Origin of the sequence: Flavobacterium sp., assembly GCF_017744675.1 — a bacterium.
Lineage (GTDB): Bacteria > Bacteroidota > Bacteroidia > Flavobacteriales > Flavobacteriaceae > Flavobacterium.
The window spans coordinates 359,755-374,361 of sequence record NZ_JAGIAV010000001.1; the positions used below are offsets into that span (position 1 = coordinate 359,755).

The 14,607-nt window shown below is 34.5% G+C and carries 14 protein-coding genes and 1 pseudogene; 4 read left to right on the forward strand and 11 right to left on the reverse strand.

Going from position 1 to position 14,607, the window contains the following annotated elements:
• Window positions 1–112: 112 nt before the first annotated feature.
• Window positions 113–379: pseudogene (locus J7574_RS01550) on the forward strand (cytochrome c); the annotation flags it as partial.
• 150 nt (window positions 380–529) lie between these two features.
• On the opposite strand, the gene proC reads toward J7574_RS01550, so the two are convergent.
• The 9 genes from proC to J7574_RS01595 all read right to left on the reverse strand — a co-directional run bounded on the left by proC (window position 530) and on the right by J7574_RS01595 (window position 9,856).
• Window positions 530–1,306 carry a pyrroline-5-carboxylate reductase gene (gene proC, locus J7574_RS01555; RefSeq protein WP_201999344.1) on the reverse strand — a complete coding sequence of 259 codons (777 nt, stop codon included), beginning with the start codon at window positions 1,304–1,306 and terminating at the stop codon, window positions 530–532.
• Window positions 1,307–1,416: 110 nt separating this feature from the next.
• Window positions 1,417–2,766 carry a magnesium transporter gene (mgtE, locus tag J7574_RS01560; protein WP_290963209.1) on the reverse strand — a complete coding sequence of 450 codons (1,350 nt, stop codon included), beginning with the start codon at window positions 2,764–2,766 and terminating at the stop codon, window positions 1,417–1,419.
• Window positions 2,750–3,535: a 16S rRNA (adenine(1518)-N(6)/adenine(1519)-N(6))-dimethyltransferase RsmA gene (gene rsmA, locus J7574_RS01565; RefSeq protein ID WP_290963211.1), complete on the reverse strand. Its 786-nt coding sequence runs from the start codon at window positions 3,533–3,535 to the stop codon at window positions 2,750–2,752. Before rsmA ends, mgtE begins: the two co-directional genes overlap by 17 nt.
• 175 nt (window positions 3,536–3,710) lie before the next feature.
• A complete protein-coding gene (locus tag J7574_RS01570; RefSeq protein WP_290963213.1) occupies window positions 3,711–4,022 on the reverse strand; it encodes a DUF4286 family protein in 312 nt (103 codons plus the stop codon).
• A 117-nt stretch (window positions 4,023–4,139) separates the two neighbouring features.
• Window positions 4,140–5,921 (reverse strand): tetratricopeptide repeat protein, encoded by a 1,782-nt coding sequence (locus J7574_RS01575; RefSeq protein ID WP_290963215.1) that lies wholly within the window; start codon window positions 5,919–5,921, stop codon window positions 4,140–4,142.
• A gap of 55 nt (window positions 5,922–5,976) precedes the next feature.
• The gene (gene lgt, locus J7574_RS01580; protein ID WP_290963217.1) at window positions 5,977–6,822 is read right to left on the reverse strand and encodes a prolipoprotein diacylglyceryl transferase; all 846 of its coding nucleotides are present in this window, start codon (window positions 6,820–6,822) and stop codon (window positions 5,977–5,979) included.
• A gap of 68 nt (window positions 6,823–6,890) precedes the next feature.
• Window positions 6,891–8,162, reverse strand: a complete 1,272-nt coding sequence (serS, locus tag J7574_RS01585) for a serine--tRNA ligase (RefSeq protein WP_290963219.1) — start codon at window positions 8,160–8,162, stop codon at window positions 6,891–6,893.
• 159 nt (window positions 8,163–8,321) lie between these two features.
• Window positions 8,322–9,239 carry a hypothetical protein gene (locus J7574_RS01590; RefSeq protein WP_290963221.1) on the reverse strand — a complete coding sequence of 306 codons (918 nt, stop codon included), beginning with the start codon at window positions 9,237–9,239 and terminating at the stop codon, window positions 8,322–8,324.
• 77 nt (window positions 9,240–9,316) lie between these two features.
• Window positions 9,317–9,856 carry a hypothetical protein gene (locus tag J7574_RS01595; RefSeq protein ID WP_290963223.1) on the reverse strand — a complete coding sequence of 180 codons (540 nt, stop codon included), beginning with the start codon at window positions 9,854–9,856 and terminating at the stop codon, window positions 9,317–9,319.
• A gap of 215 nt (window positions 9,857–10,071) precedes the next feature.
• Here J7574_RS01595 and J7574_RS01600 point away from each other — a divergent pair, with 215 nt between their 5' ends.
• A complete protein-coding gene (locus tag J7574_RS01600) occupies window positions 10,072–10,575 on the forward strand; it encodes a hypothetical protein (protein WP_290963225.1) in 504 nt (167 codons plus the stop codon).
• Between the two features lie 236 nt (window positions 10,576–10,811).
• Window positions 10,812–11,261 carry a protease complex subunit PrcB family protein gene (locus J7574_RS01605; protein ID WP_290963227.1) on the forward strand — a complete coding sequence of 150 codons (450 nt, stop codon included), beginning with the start codon at window positions 10,812–10,814 and terminating at the stop codon, window positions 11,259–11,261.
• Window positions 11,262–11,460: 199 nt separating this feature from the next.
• Here J7574_RS01605 and J7574_RS01610 read toward each other — a convergent pair whose 3' ends face one another.
• Window positions 11,461–13,017, reverse strand: coding sequence for a patatin-like phospholipase family protein (locus tag J7574_RS01610; protein ID WP_290963229.1), 1,557 nt, complete (start codon window positions 13,015–13,017; stop codon window positions 11,461–11,463).
• Between the two features lie 228 nt (window positions 13,018–13,245).
• Between J7574_RS01610 and J7574_RS01615 the strand changes: the two genes are divergently transcribed.
• Window positions 13,246–14,148 (forward strand): PhzF family phenazine biosynthesis protein, encoded by a 903-nt coding sequence (locus tag J7574_RS01615; RefSeq protein ID WP_290963231.1) that lies wholly within the window; start codon window positions 13,246–13,248, stop codon window positions 14,146–14,148.
• Between the two features lie 54 nt (window positions 14,149–14,202).
• On the opposite strand, the gene J7574_RS01620 is transcribed toward J7574_RS01615, so the two are convergent.
• Window positions 14,203–14,430, reverse strand: coding sequence for a CDGSH iron-sulfur domain-containing protein (locus J7574_RS01620; protein WP_290963233.1), 228 nt, complete (start codon window positions 14,428–14,430; stop codon window positions 14,203–14,205).
• Window positions 14,431–14,607: the final 177 nt, after the last annotated feature.

Below are 14,607 nucleotides of genomic sequence, written 5' to 3' on the forward strand. Positions count from 1 at the left end.
TTTAATATTGTTTGTTGGTATTATTCTATATCAGATTATAACATATAAAACTCCTTCTTCAGATTTTTACTGTGCAACACCTGTCCCACTCTTTTGTGGAACACCAAATTTATCAGAAAATCAAGAAAAGGGAAAAGAAATATTTAATTCCAATTGTGCAGCTTGTCACAAGCTAGACGCAAAAAGCACAGGGCCAGCACTACGCGGTGTTGATTCATTAGTTTTTGTGAAATGGATTATTCGTAAAAATCATAAAATCGATACTACAAACATCGAAAAATTAGGGCTTGATTATCATCGAACAATGTTTATTGAATATGTAAAAGAAAAAGACTTAGGATTAATAATTGAATATTGTTCGAGAGAACGTGATTATTAATTTCTAAAAAAATACTTTGGCGAATTTCTAGTGTGATTCCTCGTTCCTCGGAATGACAAATTGAGCTCCTTAATTTTCATAAAACAAAAAATCCCAAACCCCAACGCTAAAATTGGAATTTGGAATTTTAAATATTGAAATTTAAGTAATCTAACCTTTAATCTGTTTCAAAGAAGTCTTGATTCCTTTAATTAATGATGAACTGAAACCATTGTGCTCCATTTCATTTAAACCGACAATTGTACAGCCTTGTGGCGTTGTTACACGATCGATTAATTGTTCTGGGTGCACTCGCTCTTCTAAAAGCATTTTTGCAGCTCCTTTTACCGTTTGCGCAGCAATTGCTAAAGCAGTATTAGAATCAAATCCGATTTCGATTCCGGCTTGCATAGAAGCACGAATATAACGCAATGCATAAGCTGTTCCGCAAGCTCCTAAAACCGTAGCTGCATCCATCAATTTTTCATCGATTACTGGAGCTGTTCCTAAATCTTGAAATAAATCTACAATTGGCGTCGCGTTTTCTTTGTATTTTTCTGGAAACGAAATACAAGTCGCCGACTCTCCAAACTGGGCCGCAATATTTGGCATAATGCGAACTACAGGATATTCGTAGTTTGTTTTAGTTTGAAACACATCCAAAGACAGTCCGCTTACTGCAGATGCAATCGTTTTGTTTTTTATAACTGGCAGAATTTCAGCCAAAACTGTATCTACCTGATACGGTTTTATAGTTAAGATTACAACATCAGCTTCCTCGATGTTGTGTTTATTATCGTTAGAAACCGTAATTCCGTACTCTGATAAATATTGAATACTAGCAATGTTTCTTCTTGTGACAGTAACCTGGTTGTTTTTCGAGAATTTAGCAATCCCCAAGGCAATAGAAACCCCAAGGTTTCCTCCTCCAATAATGTGTACTTTCATTTTGGTTGGATTTAATTTATTTCTGGTTGATAAATAGCATTTTCCGCGTGCAAATTACGCAGATTTTAGAGATCTTAAATCACTGTAATAAACTAATTTGTGGCAAAAATCTAGAATCCTAGGATCAAGTTAGCTACTCCAAAATAGAGCATAATTCCAAAGACATCGTTGGTTGTAGTGATAAACGGACCTGTAGCAATTGCGGGGTCAATTTTGTTTTTGTTTAGGAAAAGCGGGACTAAAGTTCCTAGAGTTGCCGCAAAAAGAATAACCACAATCATAGAAATAGAAATCGCAAATCCTACCAAATATTGTTGGTACATGATGGAATGATAGCCTAATAAAAGCAAAGAAATAATAGTTCCCGATATCATAGAAACGGTAATTTCTTTAGTAAAATAACCGCGGCTAAAATCTTTTAACGTTCCATTTGCCAAACCTTGCACCACAATTGCCGAAGCTTGAACTCCGATATTTCCTGCAGTTGCAGACAATAAAGGCACAAAAATGATTAAGGTAGAATATTTTTGAAATGTGCTTTCGTTTCCTTTCAAAACAAAAGAAGCTACAATTTCTATTACCATTCCAATCAAAAGCCAAGGCAAGCGTGCTTTTGTAAGTTCGTAAACGCTGTCGTTTGATTCAACGTCTTGTGTGATACCCGCTGCTAATTGGTAATCTTTATCAGCTTCTTCCTTGATTACGTCTACGATATCGTCGATAGTAATTCTTCCCACCAAACGGCCTAATTCGTCCACAACCGGAATTGCCTCCAAGTCATACTTTTGCATGATACGAGCTACCTCAACATCTTCGGTATCTACTTTTACGAAATTTAATTTTCGGATATAAACGTCTCCAATTTGTGTTTTGGTCGAAGAAGTCAATAAATCTTTCAGCGATAATCTTCCTTTTAGTCGGTTTTCATCATCCACTACATAAATAGAATGCACTCTAGAAACATTTTCTGCCTGAATTCTCATTTCTTTAACACAGGTCAAAACGTTCCAGTTTTCATTCACTTTTACAAGCTCTTTTCCCATCAAACCACCGGCTGTGTTTTCGTCGTAACGCAAAAGATCAACAATATCTTTGGCATGTTCAACGTCTACTAATTCCGAGATTACTTCCGCTTTTATTTCTTGCGAAAGTTCGGCGATAATATCGGCAGCGTCATTGGTTTCAAGCTCATCAAGCTCTTCCGCGATTTCCTTTGGTGAAAGTCGGCTTAAGATGTTTTCACGCAAATCTTCTTCTAGTTCAAGAAGAATTTCAGCCGTTTTATCACTATCTAAAACCTTAAAGATATAAGTCGCCTCATCAAAATCAAGTTCTTCTAAGATTTCGGCGATATCAGCGTGGTGCAAATCATTAAGTAAAACTTCAAGCTCGTTGTCGTTTTTACTATTGATCAGCTCTTCTAACTGGTGTATAAATTCTTTACTAACTTTGAACTCCATCGGTTTCTATTTTTTGAGTTAGTTCAATAAATTCATCAACGCTTAATTGCTCGGGACGTTTATCAAAGATAGTGTCTTCTCGCAAATTGTCTGATAAATTTAATGTTTTCAAACTGTTACGTAATGTTTTTCGTCTCTGCTGAAAAGCAGTTTTTACAACTGTAAAAAACAACTTTTCGCTGCAAGGAAGACTGTAATCTTCCTTTCGGGTCATTCTCATCACACCCGATTTCACCTTGGGCGGAGGAATAAAAACGTTTTCATTAACCGTAAACAGATACTCGGTATCATAGAAAGCCTGAGCTAAAACTGATAATATTCCGTATGTTTTTGAGCCTTTCTTTTCACAGATGCGCTCAGCCACTTCTTTCTGAAACATTCCAGAAAATTCTGGAATTTGGTCTCTAAGTTCTAATGTCCTAAAAACAATCTGAGAAGAAATATTATACGGAAAGTTACCTATTATGGCAAACTGTTTATTTTTGTAAACTTCATTTATATTATACTTCAGGAAATCCTGAGAGATAATTTTATCTTTTAATTTTGGATAATTGGCATCCAAATACGCTACCGATTCGGTATCGATTTCAATAACGTGCGTGTTGATTGGTTTTTCAAGCAAATACTTAGTAAGCACACCCATTCCTGGTCCTATTTCTAAAACCTCATCGTATCCTTTAAAAGTCAACGTATCTGCAATCGCTTTTGCAATACTTTCGTCTTTAAGGAAGTGCTGTCCTAAATGTTTTTTTGCTTTTACTTTTTCCATTTCAATTCTTGTTTGTCACGAGGCTGCAAAAGTATTCTTTTTTTGCTACAAAGGCTTCAAGACACAGATTTAATTTCTCTTTTTTGCCACAATCCCGATAGCTATCGGACAAAGACGCAAAGTTTTATTCATCCTAACTGAACACTTATTACTAAACACTGATCACTTTATCTGTCTAGTGCTCCGAAACAACCTCCAATTCTGTTCTGAAAGAAAGCATTTTATCTGCAAACAGACTCAAAGCTTCTCTATGAAATTCTGGCTCGTCTTCGATATAAAACTTTTCCAAAGTTTCTTTGCTATCCGTTACATATTGAACTGAATAGGTAATGCCGCCCATTTCTTCTTCAATTAAAACTTTTACGATTCGAGCCGAAGAGAATTTCTGAGTTGCCAGAATTTCTGGTATGTGTTTTTCCTGCATCCATTTTAACCATTGGTCGTGAACGCTTTCGTGTATATTGGTGGTAACGTTGTAAATAATCATTTTTTTCTAAGATTCTGAGATGCTAAGATTCTGAGTTTTTTTTTTCTGAAACTTAAAAACCAACTCTCATATTACTAATTCTTGTATTTTGGAATTTGGAATTTAAAAATTAGAATTTTATAAATTCTTATCCCCTCTCAATTCTCGGTATTTTTTTCTGGCATCGACGAAGTAGATACTGTCTTGATGGTTAAAAATTACCTTTTCATATAAAGGCTTTGCCTTTTCTGGATCTTTTAGTTCGTCGTTGTAAATTTCAGCGGAGAAAAACAGTGCTTCATCTACATAAATTCCGTCGCTGTGATTGTCAATAATTTGCTGATACTGGCTTAAAGCCGAAGCAAAATCTTTCTGGCTTTCGTAAACTTTTCCTAAACGAAGTAAAGTCACTGCTTCAATTTCTTGTCCTTTATAGGTTTTTAAAATATTCTGAAACTGTGCTATCGCTTCTTGTTTTTTATTCTGATAAATTAAAAAATCTCCTTTTGCAAACTGCTTCAAAGCCACTTGAGTCGAATCTGCAGCGGTATTATCATTAATTAATAAGAAATATTCCAAAGCGTCGTTGGCAATTAATTGCGTATTTGCTGCTTTTAATTCTTTAAACTGTTTATTGGCCCATTCAAAATCGCCTTTGTAATAACTTGTTTTAGCGGCTTTCAAGCTTGCTTCGTGCGCCATGACATCATTCTTTAAATCCAATTGAATCTGCGAATAGTAAATCAACGCCTGATTGTACTTTTCTTCCAAAAGCAAAATATCGGCCAATTCCATTTTTGCATCGGCTTTTTGATATTCATTTAAATTCAATTCTAAGGCTTTTTTGATTACTGCCTTTCCTTCCTCTGGTTTCTTTAAATTAAAAGCCAAAAAATGAGCTTGAATGATTTGCAAAGATAAGGTAAAAGGATTGATTTCGTAAGTGGCCAGTAATTGCTGCAATTCGTCGTTGAGAGCCGGATAATCTTTTTCCTGTGCTTTATCAATCTTAATCTGCATTAAATACGCATTACTCTGAATCAGTAAATCTCGATCTTTAGTATTTTGAAGAATGAAGTTCAAAATTTCAACTGCAGTTTCGTCGTCATCTTCATTCATTGCAAACTGGCTCAAATTGACAATACTCATCAATGATTCTGGTTCGCGCTTGTAAATGGCTTTTTCTTGAATAAACGCTTTTCCGAATTCTTTCTGCTGCACATAAAACCAGCTTAGATAATGATTCCAAAAAACATCTTGATCTTTCTGCGTTTTTAAGATTAATGCTTTTCGCATCGCATCTTTAAAAGCCGTATTATCGGTTTCGCCATTCATGAATCGAGACAATTGCGTCTGAATCAAATTTGTGTTTTGTGGATTTGCATAGGATTCTGTCAACAATAAATCGATCATCAAGTCGGTTTTTCCTAACTGACCGTACAACATTCCGATTTGGAAATTGAAATTAAAGTTTGGCTGTACTTGCATTGCCGTTTGATAGGCTTTTAAGGCATATTCTAGCAATACTTTTTTCTCAAACGAACTTGCAATTCCGTAAACATCATTCGGATTTGTTTTTATTTTTTCAATTGCTTGCTCGTAGTAGTTTTTGGCTTTCGAATCGTTTTTCTGCAATTGAAAATTGTATCCCAATTCAACTAGAAAAACACCTTGTTTGTAACGATTGTAGCGATCTTGAATTGCTTTTTCGGCATTGGCATATTGCTGCAGCTGCTGATAGCAATCGACTGTTCTTAAAAAATACTGGGTATTGGAAGGTGCTGCTCTTAAAAGCTCTTCATAACTGATTTTAGCTTTATCGAAATCGCCTTTATCATAGTAGTATTGAGCCAACTGCTCGTTTTGGCTAAACGCAAAACCAGAACATAACAAAACGATACAGATTAATATGTTTTTCATATTTTTTAGTTTTCAGCCGTTTTCAGTTTTCAGTCACACTCGCAATTCTCAGTCTTTAAAACTGCAAACTGTCACTATCAACTGTGACTTTTTTTGTTTTCCAAAAAATCAGACCCAAGCCAATTAAAATAAACGGAATACTTAAAATCTGTCCCATATTAATCAGCATATTATTCTCGAAAGCTTCTTGATTTTCTTTGAAAAATTCGATTATAAAACGAGCTGCGAATAATAAAGTTAAGAAAGTTCCAAAGATTAATCCCTGCGCATTTCTGATTTTTTCTGATTTGTACATGTAAAACAGAATTCCAAAAATCAATAAATAAGCAAAAGCTTCATACAATTGCGTGGGATGTCTCGGAATCAAATCGTCTCGCTGAAAAACTACTCCCCAATTCCCATTGGTTGGCTTTCCATAGATTTCAGAGTTCATAAAATTTCCCATTCTGATAAAAGCACCTGTTACAGGAACCGCAACGGCCATTTTATCCAAAAGTCCTAAAAACTGAACTTTGTATTTTCGACAGTACAAAATCATTGCCGTAATCACTCCTATCGAACCTCCGTGACTTGCCAAACCTTGATAACCCACAAATTGGTAAGCTCCTTTTATTTTCTGGATTGGTAAAAGAATTTCTATCGGATGTTTGAAGAAATAGTCTGGTTCGTAAAAGAAACAATGTCCAAGTCGAGCGCCTAAAACGGTTCCAACGATAACATAAATCAATAAAGAATCAAGATTGTCTAAAGAAAGATTTTCTTTTTTATAAATGTTTCTTACGATATAAAACCCGAGAAGAAGTCCGCAGGCAAAAAGTGCTCCGTAATATTTTAAAGGAAAACTATCTGTAATCCAGAATATAACGGGATCAACGTTCCAGTTTAAGATACCGTTTTTCATTTGTTGTTTTTTACTTTTTAAGAAACCCAACAGGTTTTAAAAACCTGTCGGTTTTAACCTTAAAAAAATTAGTTTATAATATCAAATCCGCAGTAAGGACGTAAAACTTCTGGAATTACGATTCCTTCTGGAGTTTGGTAATTTTCAATAATTCCGGCCAAAACACGCGGAAGCGCTAATGAACTTCCGTTAAGCGTGTGCGCCAATTGATTTTTTCCTTCTTTGTCTTTGAAACGTAATTTCAAACGGTTCGCCTGGAAAGTTTCAAAGTTAGAAACAGAACTAATTTCTAACCAACGATCTTGTGCTGTAGAAAACACTTCAAAATCATAAGTCAAAGCAGATGTGAATCCCATGTCGCCTCCGCAAAGACGTAAAATTCTATATGGCAATTTTAATTCTTGAAGAATATTTTTTACGTGCTCTACCATTCCGTCAAGCGCTGCATAAGAATTGTCTGGATGCTCGATACGAACGATTTCAACTTTATCAAATTGGTGCAAACGGTTTAATCCGCGAACGTGTGCTCCGTAAGAACCTGCCTCACGACGGAAACATGGCGTGTATGCTGTTTGTAAAACTGGCAATTCGCTTTCGTTCAAGATAACGTCACGGAATAAATTCGTAACAGGAACCTCAGCAGTCGGAATTAAATATAAATCGTCTAAACCTGCGTGGTACATTTGCCCTTCTTTGTCTGGCAATTGCCCCGTTCCGTATCCTGAAGCTTCGTTTACCAAATGTGGAACCTGAACTTCGTTATATCCTGCAGCGGTATTTTTGTCTAAAAAGTAGTTGATTAAAGCACGTTGAAGCTTTGCTCCTTTTCCTTTATAAACCGGAAATCCTGCTCCAGTGATTTTTACACCCAATTCAAAATCGATGATATCGTATTTCTTTACCAATTCCCAGTGTGGCTGTGCGTCTTCGTGTAAAACCGGAATATCTCCTTCTTGAAAAACATTCAAGTTATCGTCTGCCGATTTTCCTTCAGGAACAATATCTGCCGGAAGGTTTGGTAAAGTGTATAATTTATTGGTTAACTCAACAGCCAAAGCTTCTGCTTTTTCGCTCAGTTCTTTACTTTTTTCTTTTAGTGAAACTGTTTTTTCTTTTAAGATTGCTGCTTTAGCTTTCTCGCCAGCTTTCATCAATTCACCAATATCTTTGGACAATTTATTAGATTCTGATAAAGTATTGTCTAATTCTACCTGTGCAGCACGACGATTCTCGTCTAATTGAACCACCTCTTCAACAACGCTTTTAGCATCGATATTACGTTTTGCTAAAGCCTTGATTACTTTCTCTTGATTTTCTCTAATAAATGCAATTTGTAACATAGCTTGTTTTTTATAACTATTGTATTTTTTATAACGGAAGCAAATTTAAGGAAATGTTTGTTAACAATAGGTCAAAGTTTTGCAGTAAAACCGAAATCTCCTATAAACAGCAAAAGCACCATAAAAGTGCTCTTGCTATTATTTGAATTTTATATGGTTTTATTCCAAAAAACGATGTCTATCGTCTCTATGAAAAGCATAATCTTTACCGTTAAACTTAAGTTTTTCAATTTCTCTTTTGGTTTTCAGATCGCTTTTTTCTGAAATTCCGTTTTCTGAATCGTCTTCAACTGCTTCTTCATACGAAAAGTTTTTGGTGATTATCAAATCAAAATAACCGTTTGTTTTCTGATCTGAAAAACTCATTCCAGTCTCTAAGGTTTCTATTTGAAAAGTTCCGCTTCCGTTAGAATCGCCATTGGTCATTCGAATTGGGTATTCATACAAAACCTTTTGAATCTCGTTGTCCACCAAAGTAATCAGTGTGAATTTTTGTTCAGAATACAATACAATTCGGCTGCTGGCACTGGCTTCTGTGTAAAAAGCAATCGCAGGCGTTTTTTCATTTAGATATACCAAATCTTTCAAAATGTGCGATTTTGAAAACTGAATGGCTTCATTATCGTAATAACCAAGATTTTCATCAAATTCTTCGGCAATTACAGTTCCGTTTTCACGATTTACAAACAAATACTTACGCTGAAAATAATTTCCAAGTTCTTCGTCATCATCACTGGTTCTAAATGCTTTTTTATCGTGAGAAACAGTTGTGAGAACAAAAAATGCAGTTTGATCATCGTAATTGATCGAACTTGATTCAGCAATTCTGATATCCGAATATTTAATTTTGAGATTTGAGGCTACTTTTGAGAGCAGCTGCAGATTCATTTCTTTAGAATCTTCAAATTCATCGGTGTTTTTAAAAATAAGCTTTTTTAGTTGTTTTTTGCTGACACCAAGATCGGTTTCAGTTTGTGAAAGCAGTTCCTGATTCTGAACGTCGTCTTGAAGCTTTTCGTTTTTCCCACAGGAAAACAAAAGCATTAAAACACTGCTTAAAAGAATTGTTTTTTTCATAGGTTTAGATTTGTTAGAAATTTTAGGGCATTTCAAATATATAATTTTCTTACAAACCAAAACAAAAAAATAATAACTTAATCTCTTTTAATTTCGTGTCCTACAAACTCTTCCAGTGTTTTAAACATTTCTTCTACCGAAAGAACTTCTGTATCGGGATGCAATTTTAAGAATGCAGCATTCAATTCTACGAGATTTTCATCCAATTCAAAATAAGCATTGTTGTTTAGCAAATCTTTAAAAGCGTTTGGAGTATCGTATTTCTCTTTTAGAAATTTCCCCAACTTGATATTGCTTTGCAAACGCAGTTTACGCGATTGCTCTTTAAACAATTCCAAATGTTTTTCTGCGCCAATCAAGCCCAAACCTTCTTCGATTAATTCGTTCAGTTCTTTATTCCATCCCGAATCGTAAACGAATTTGGAAAAGTTCCCCTCAGCATATTTTGAAGCATAAAAATCTAAATAGTAACTCATCAGAGCATCTTCATGAATCAAATCATCGTCTATTTTTTCTTCACGCATTAAATTGATTACCGAAATATTCGAATTTACAATGTCTTGCGGATTTTCACTTTTCGCCGCAGTTTCTGAAATTATGATTTTACCGAATTCCATTTGAGTCTTTATTAAAGGATTGTGCTGCAAAGTTGAGGCAAATAATCATACAAATCACATTTTTTTTGCACGTTTCCTTACTTATCGGGCTTTAATTCTGTCATTGCAAAATAGAAAAATTGTATTTTAGCCCGATCTCAAATTCTTTCTCGATTCAAATTTCCACACAAACAGAACTCAAAAAATGCGTAGTTTAAACGAATAATAAATTTATAATGAAAAAGAAGACACAACGCCTTTTCAGTTCTTTTGGAAACAGTGACCACACTAACTTTATAAAGACTTTTAATTATCTTGAAGAGATTGGAAAAATACTTCCTCATTCCAAAATTTGTTTTGATCTTTTAAAAAAGTTAAACTTTCAAACTACAGATTTAGAATCAGAATCATTGATAACAGAATTACACAAAATACAATTCGCGTCTAACACAAATAGTTATTTTTACTTCTATTTTCCGCTGGTCACTCATATTTTGCATTACAAACCTCAGTACGAAAAAGAGATTTTAAAATATTTAATAGCACCTAACTTTGTAAACGGCACTTCGGATGTCAGAGAAATGATAGACGTGGTTACTGGAGCGATGAAATATAAACTAAACGAAAATCAATACTATTTAAGCAAAGAAAGTCAAGATTGGATTTCTAATGAATTACCTAAATTAGAAAAAGAAGTACAACGCGAAATAGATATTTGCTGGAAAGAACTTGACGAATAAATTATGTCAATAATTAACAAATTCTAATCGACAAAAATGGCAACGAAATAACATAAATCGTTTTTTATCACATTTATCGTTGCCAATTACAATCTTTCATCAAAATTAGCGTTATCTTTATCTAATAAAAGATGCTAATAAAACTAAACACCTTTTACGCAACTATTTGTACATAAATGCATCTGTTTATATAGAGAAGATTTTATACAAAAGTCTTTGCAACCAAAACCAAAACCATGAAAAGGATTATCCTAATATTTAGCATATTGCTAGCTTTAACAAGTTGCGAGAATGAAGATTTACCAAACTCAGATGTGCAATATTCGTTAATAGCTAAAGGAGATTCTTTTCCTAATGACCAAAGTCTTGCGCCAAGACATATCATTATTAAAGACCAAAAAGCTTGGGATAAATTAATTGCAGAAATGAATGTTTCTACCGATTTGTCTAAAGATTTTAAAGAAATCAATATTGATTTTAGCAGGTACCAAGTCATTGCCGTAATCGACAAAACTCAAAATACAGAAGGGCATTCGATAGATATTGTTGAAATTACCGAAAATCGAAATACCATAATCGTAAAAGTCGAGAAACTAAAAAATGGCAATAGCACTTTAAAACTATCAAGACCATACGATATTATCAAAACCGATAAAACAGACAAAAAGGTTATTTTTGAGCAATAAATCAGTTTTGAATTGCCTCCAGCTTTAGCTGGCGGTTTCTAAGAATTTAAAAGAAAAGGCTTTAGAAACACACAAGTTTGGCTAAAGCCTTTTTTATTGTCTTATTCTGACCTCCAGCTAAAGCAGGAGGCAATTTATCCGCTAAAAACGCTTTAAGCTTTGTCAAAGTTTGAAACTTTGACAAAGCTACATTGACATCTTAAATCCCTTTATTCTCCACCAATAAACTTTTCAGCTCATTGGTTTTCAAATAAGTGGCAAAACGTCCAGAAAGCAACAACATTTCTTTTTCTTCTGGAGTTATTTTCAATTTGGTTTCAACATGCGAAGCGTATTCATAAAGCATTAAAAGTTCGCTTGCATCAAAATCTTTAAACTTTTCTTTGTCTAAGCTAGAAAGCAGCGGTTCGCCATATTTGTCTTTTTTAAAACTGTCTGCGCCAAATTTTGCCACCAATTCTGCTTTAAAATTAGTATACAATTTCAGCCAGTTTGCCGCATCGTTATCAGTGTCTTTCAATTGTGCGACTAAATCTTCGTATGTTTGATCTTTTTTCAACTTTAATAAATAATCACGTAAAGTTGTAAAACCTATAATCTGATAGTTTGAAATTGGAATTTTGTTTTTGTCCAGCACATTTTCTACATCTTTTTCAAAAGTTATGTATCGGGTTTGAACAGTGTATAAAGAAGCCGTTTCCAACAAAGAAAGCAATCCTATTTTGCCATCATTTATAAAAGGCGCTTTCTTTCCTTGCCCCAAACAATCAATAAAAAGTGCTTTTTTGTTTTTGTCTTTCACTCTTGTATCGTTATGAAGCAGTTCTATCAAAGTTTCGTAACCCATATTATCAGACGCGCCGCCATCAATCACACATAAAATTTTATCTTGATTTTGGATTCCGAATTTGGTTTTAGGAAGAACTCCAGGAAAAGCCGAACTTGCCGTAATAGCATAGGTAAGCGGAAAATTGTAGCCGTTATTGATATGATTTTCGTCAAGCGAAAGTGACGCTTTATTTGGTGCTAGAGAAGAATTGATTTTTAAACCGCGAATAATGTGTGGCATGAAAGGAAAACGCTCTCCGTTGTTGTAAGCCGTTCCGTTTGCTACCAACATTGGCAATTGCGGATTAAGTTTGCTGTCTTTCGGAATAAAAAAATCAGACAAAAGCATTTGAGTCTTAAACTTATTCTGATTTTCTGGATTAGTGCTGTCATATTGCAAAACTTCCAAATCTAGACGTTGCGCCATCGAAACTTTTTCTCCTTTTTCGTTTCTGCTATTATTTAAAAGAGAAAAAATACTGGCCGATTTATTGACATCTGATTTGAAAGCATCAGCTTTAGAAAAATAAAATTCGTTGAAGCTGCAATTGTCGTATTGCAATTTATTTTTCAGAATGGTCAAATAATATCCTGCCGAATAACAGCCTCCAGAAACAGCCGAAAAATAATCGATTTCATTCAAAAAATTACGATTCGAGTTGTCTTCTTGGATTTCTTCTAACCCCAAAAGAACACCCATGCTAAAAAACTGTGCCCTCGATCCGCCGCCAGAAATAGCAACCCCCAAAGCGATATTAGGATTTTGGAGCTGGCTGTCGCGATCCTGAACCGATTTGTATTCGTTTAGGTCAACAGCTGGAATCGAGTTATAACTAATCTCAGAAAAGAGATTAATCTTATTTTGAGCCATTCCTTCATTTATTAAAACGAGAAAAAAGAATCCTACCGAAAGCCTTTTAAAGTTCATAAACGACAACATATTTTTGAATGCTTAAAATTAACAGAATAATTCAAAATAAAATGTTTGCTCCTTGATTTTTAACTTTTTCCAATGCTATTTTTAGTTCTGAAAGCAAATTTTCATTAAAAAAGTACTATTAAAATAATCATGAAAGACAAAACCATTCTTTAAAATACAAGAATAAACCGTAATTTTATTCCGTTCAGAATCGTTTTAGCAGTAAAATAGAAAAATATGGAAAAAAGAAAAGCATTAGAATATTACGTTTTAGACGTATTCTCAAACGAAAGTTACAAAGGAAATCCGCTTTCTGTTGTTTTTACAGACGGAAATTTAAAACTAGAAACGTATCAGGATATTTCTAAAGAATTTGGCTATTCTGAAACCTCTTTTGTCTATTATTCTCCAAGAGAAAAAGCGCTTATGGTTCGTTCCTTTACTCCAATCGGAATCGAAATCGATGGTGCTGGCCATAATTTATTGGGTGCAGTTTGCGGTGCTTTACTAAAAGGAATGCCCATTTTTGACGAACAGAACGAAAGCGAACCTTTTGTTATCATGAACCATGCGGCAATTCCAGTAACGGTAAGTTTTGATTCTGTCACTTTTGATCCAGTAGTTAAAATGCACCAAAAATCGGCAGTGATCAAAGAAGAAATTCCAACGTATAGAATTGCCGTGGCTTTGGGTCTAAAGATTGAAGATTTGGATGTCAATTCTTTTGTGCCGACAATTGTTAAAACAGAAGTCGCACACACTATGGTTCCTATAAAAAACAGCCAATTACTGAACAGCTGTATTCCAGACAATAAACTCTTAATCGAAATTTCTAAAGAATACAATTCTGAAGGTTTTTATTGTTTCACTCCAGCAGATGAAGGTCAGGAACATATAGTTGAAACAAGATTCTTTAACCCAATAATCGGAATAAATGAAGATCCTGCAACAGGAACGGCTGCTGGGCCTTTAATTGGTTTTTTAACCCAAAAGAAATTCACCAAATCAGACAAAGAGTATAAAATTCTTCAAGGAGTAAAATTAAAACAGGCTTCTATGATTGAAGTAATGAATCGCGAAGAAGATATCCTAGTTGGCGGTTCTTCGATCATTACAATGAAGGGCGAACTTTATATATAAAAAAACCGCATCTGGCAGAATGCGGTTTTTAGATATTTAAAACTATAGAACTTCTTAGTTCGTTTTCATTGGCGGCAAATCAAAAGCCTTAGAATCGTGTTCGAAGTTGTTTCTGTGTGCTCCATCGCAAAATGGTTTGTTTGCAGAATGTCCGCAACGGCAAAGACCCAATGCAGATCTTCCTTGTAAACCGTAAAGTGTTCCTTCTGGATCCATGATTTCAAAATCTCCTTCGATTTTGATAGAACCGTTTTTATTGATGATTAATTTAGTCTTGCTCATAAATTTTGTTTTTTCGGGTGCAAAGATTGCGAAATATATTGTCATTTATAAGCGCGAAACGTAGTTTAAACTGGTTCTATTTTATTTGAGTTTTGCTACGAAGGCGCTAAGGCACAAAGTTTTTTTCTGTATTAAAATTAAAGTAATCTCGCAAAGACGCAGAGTCGCAAAGTTTTT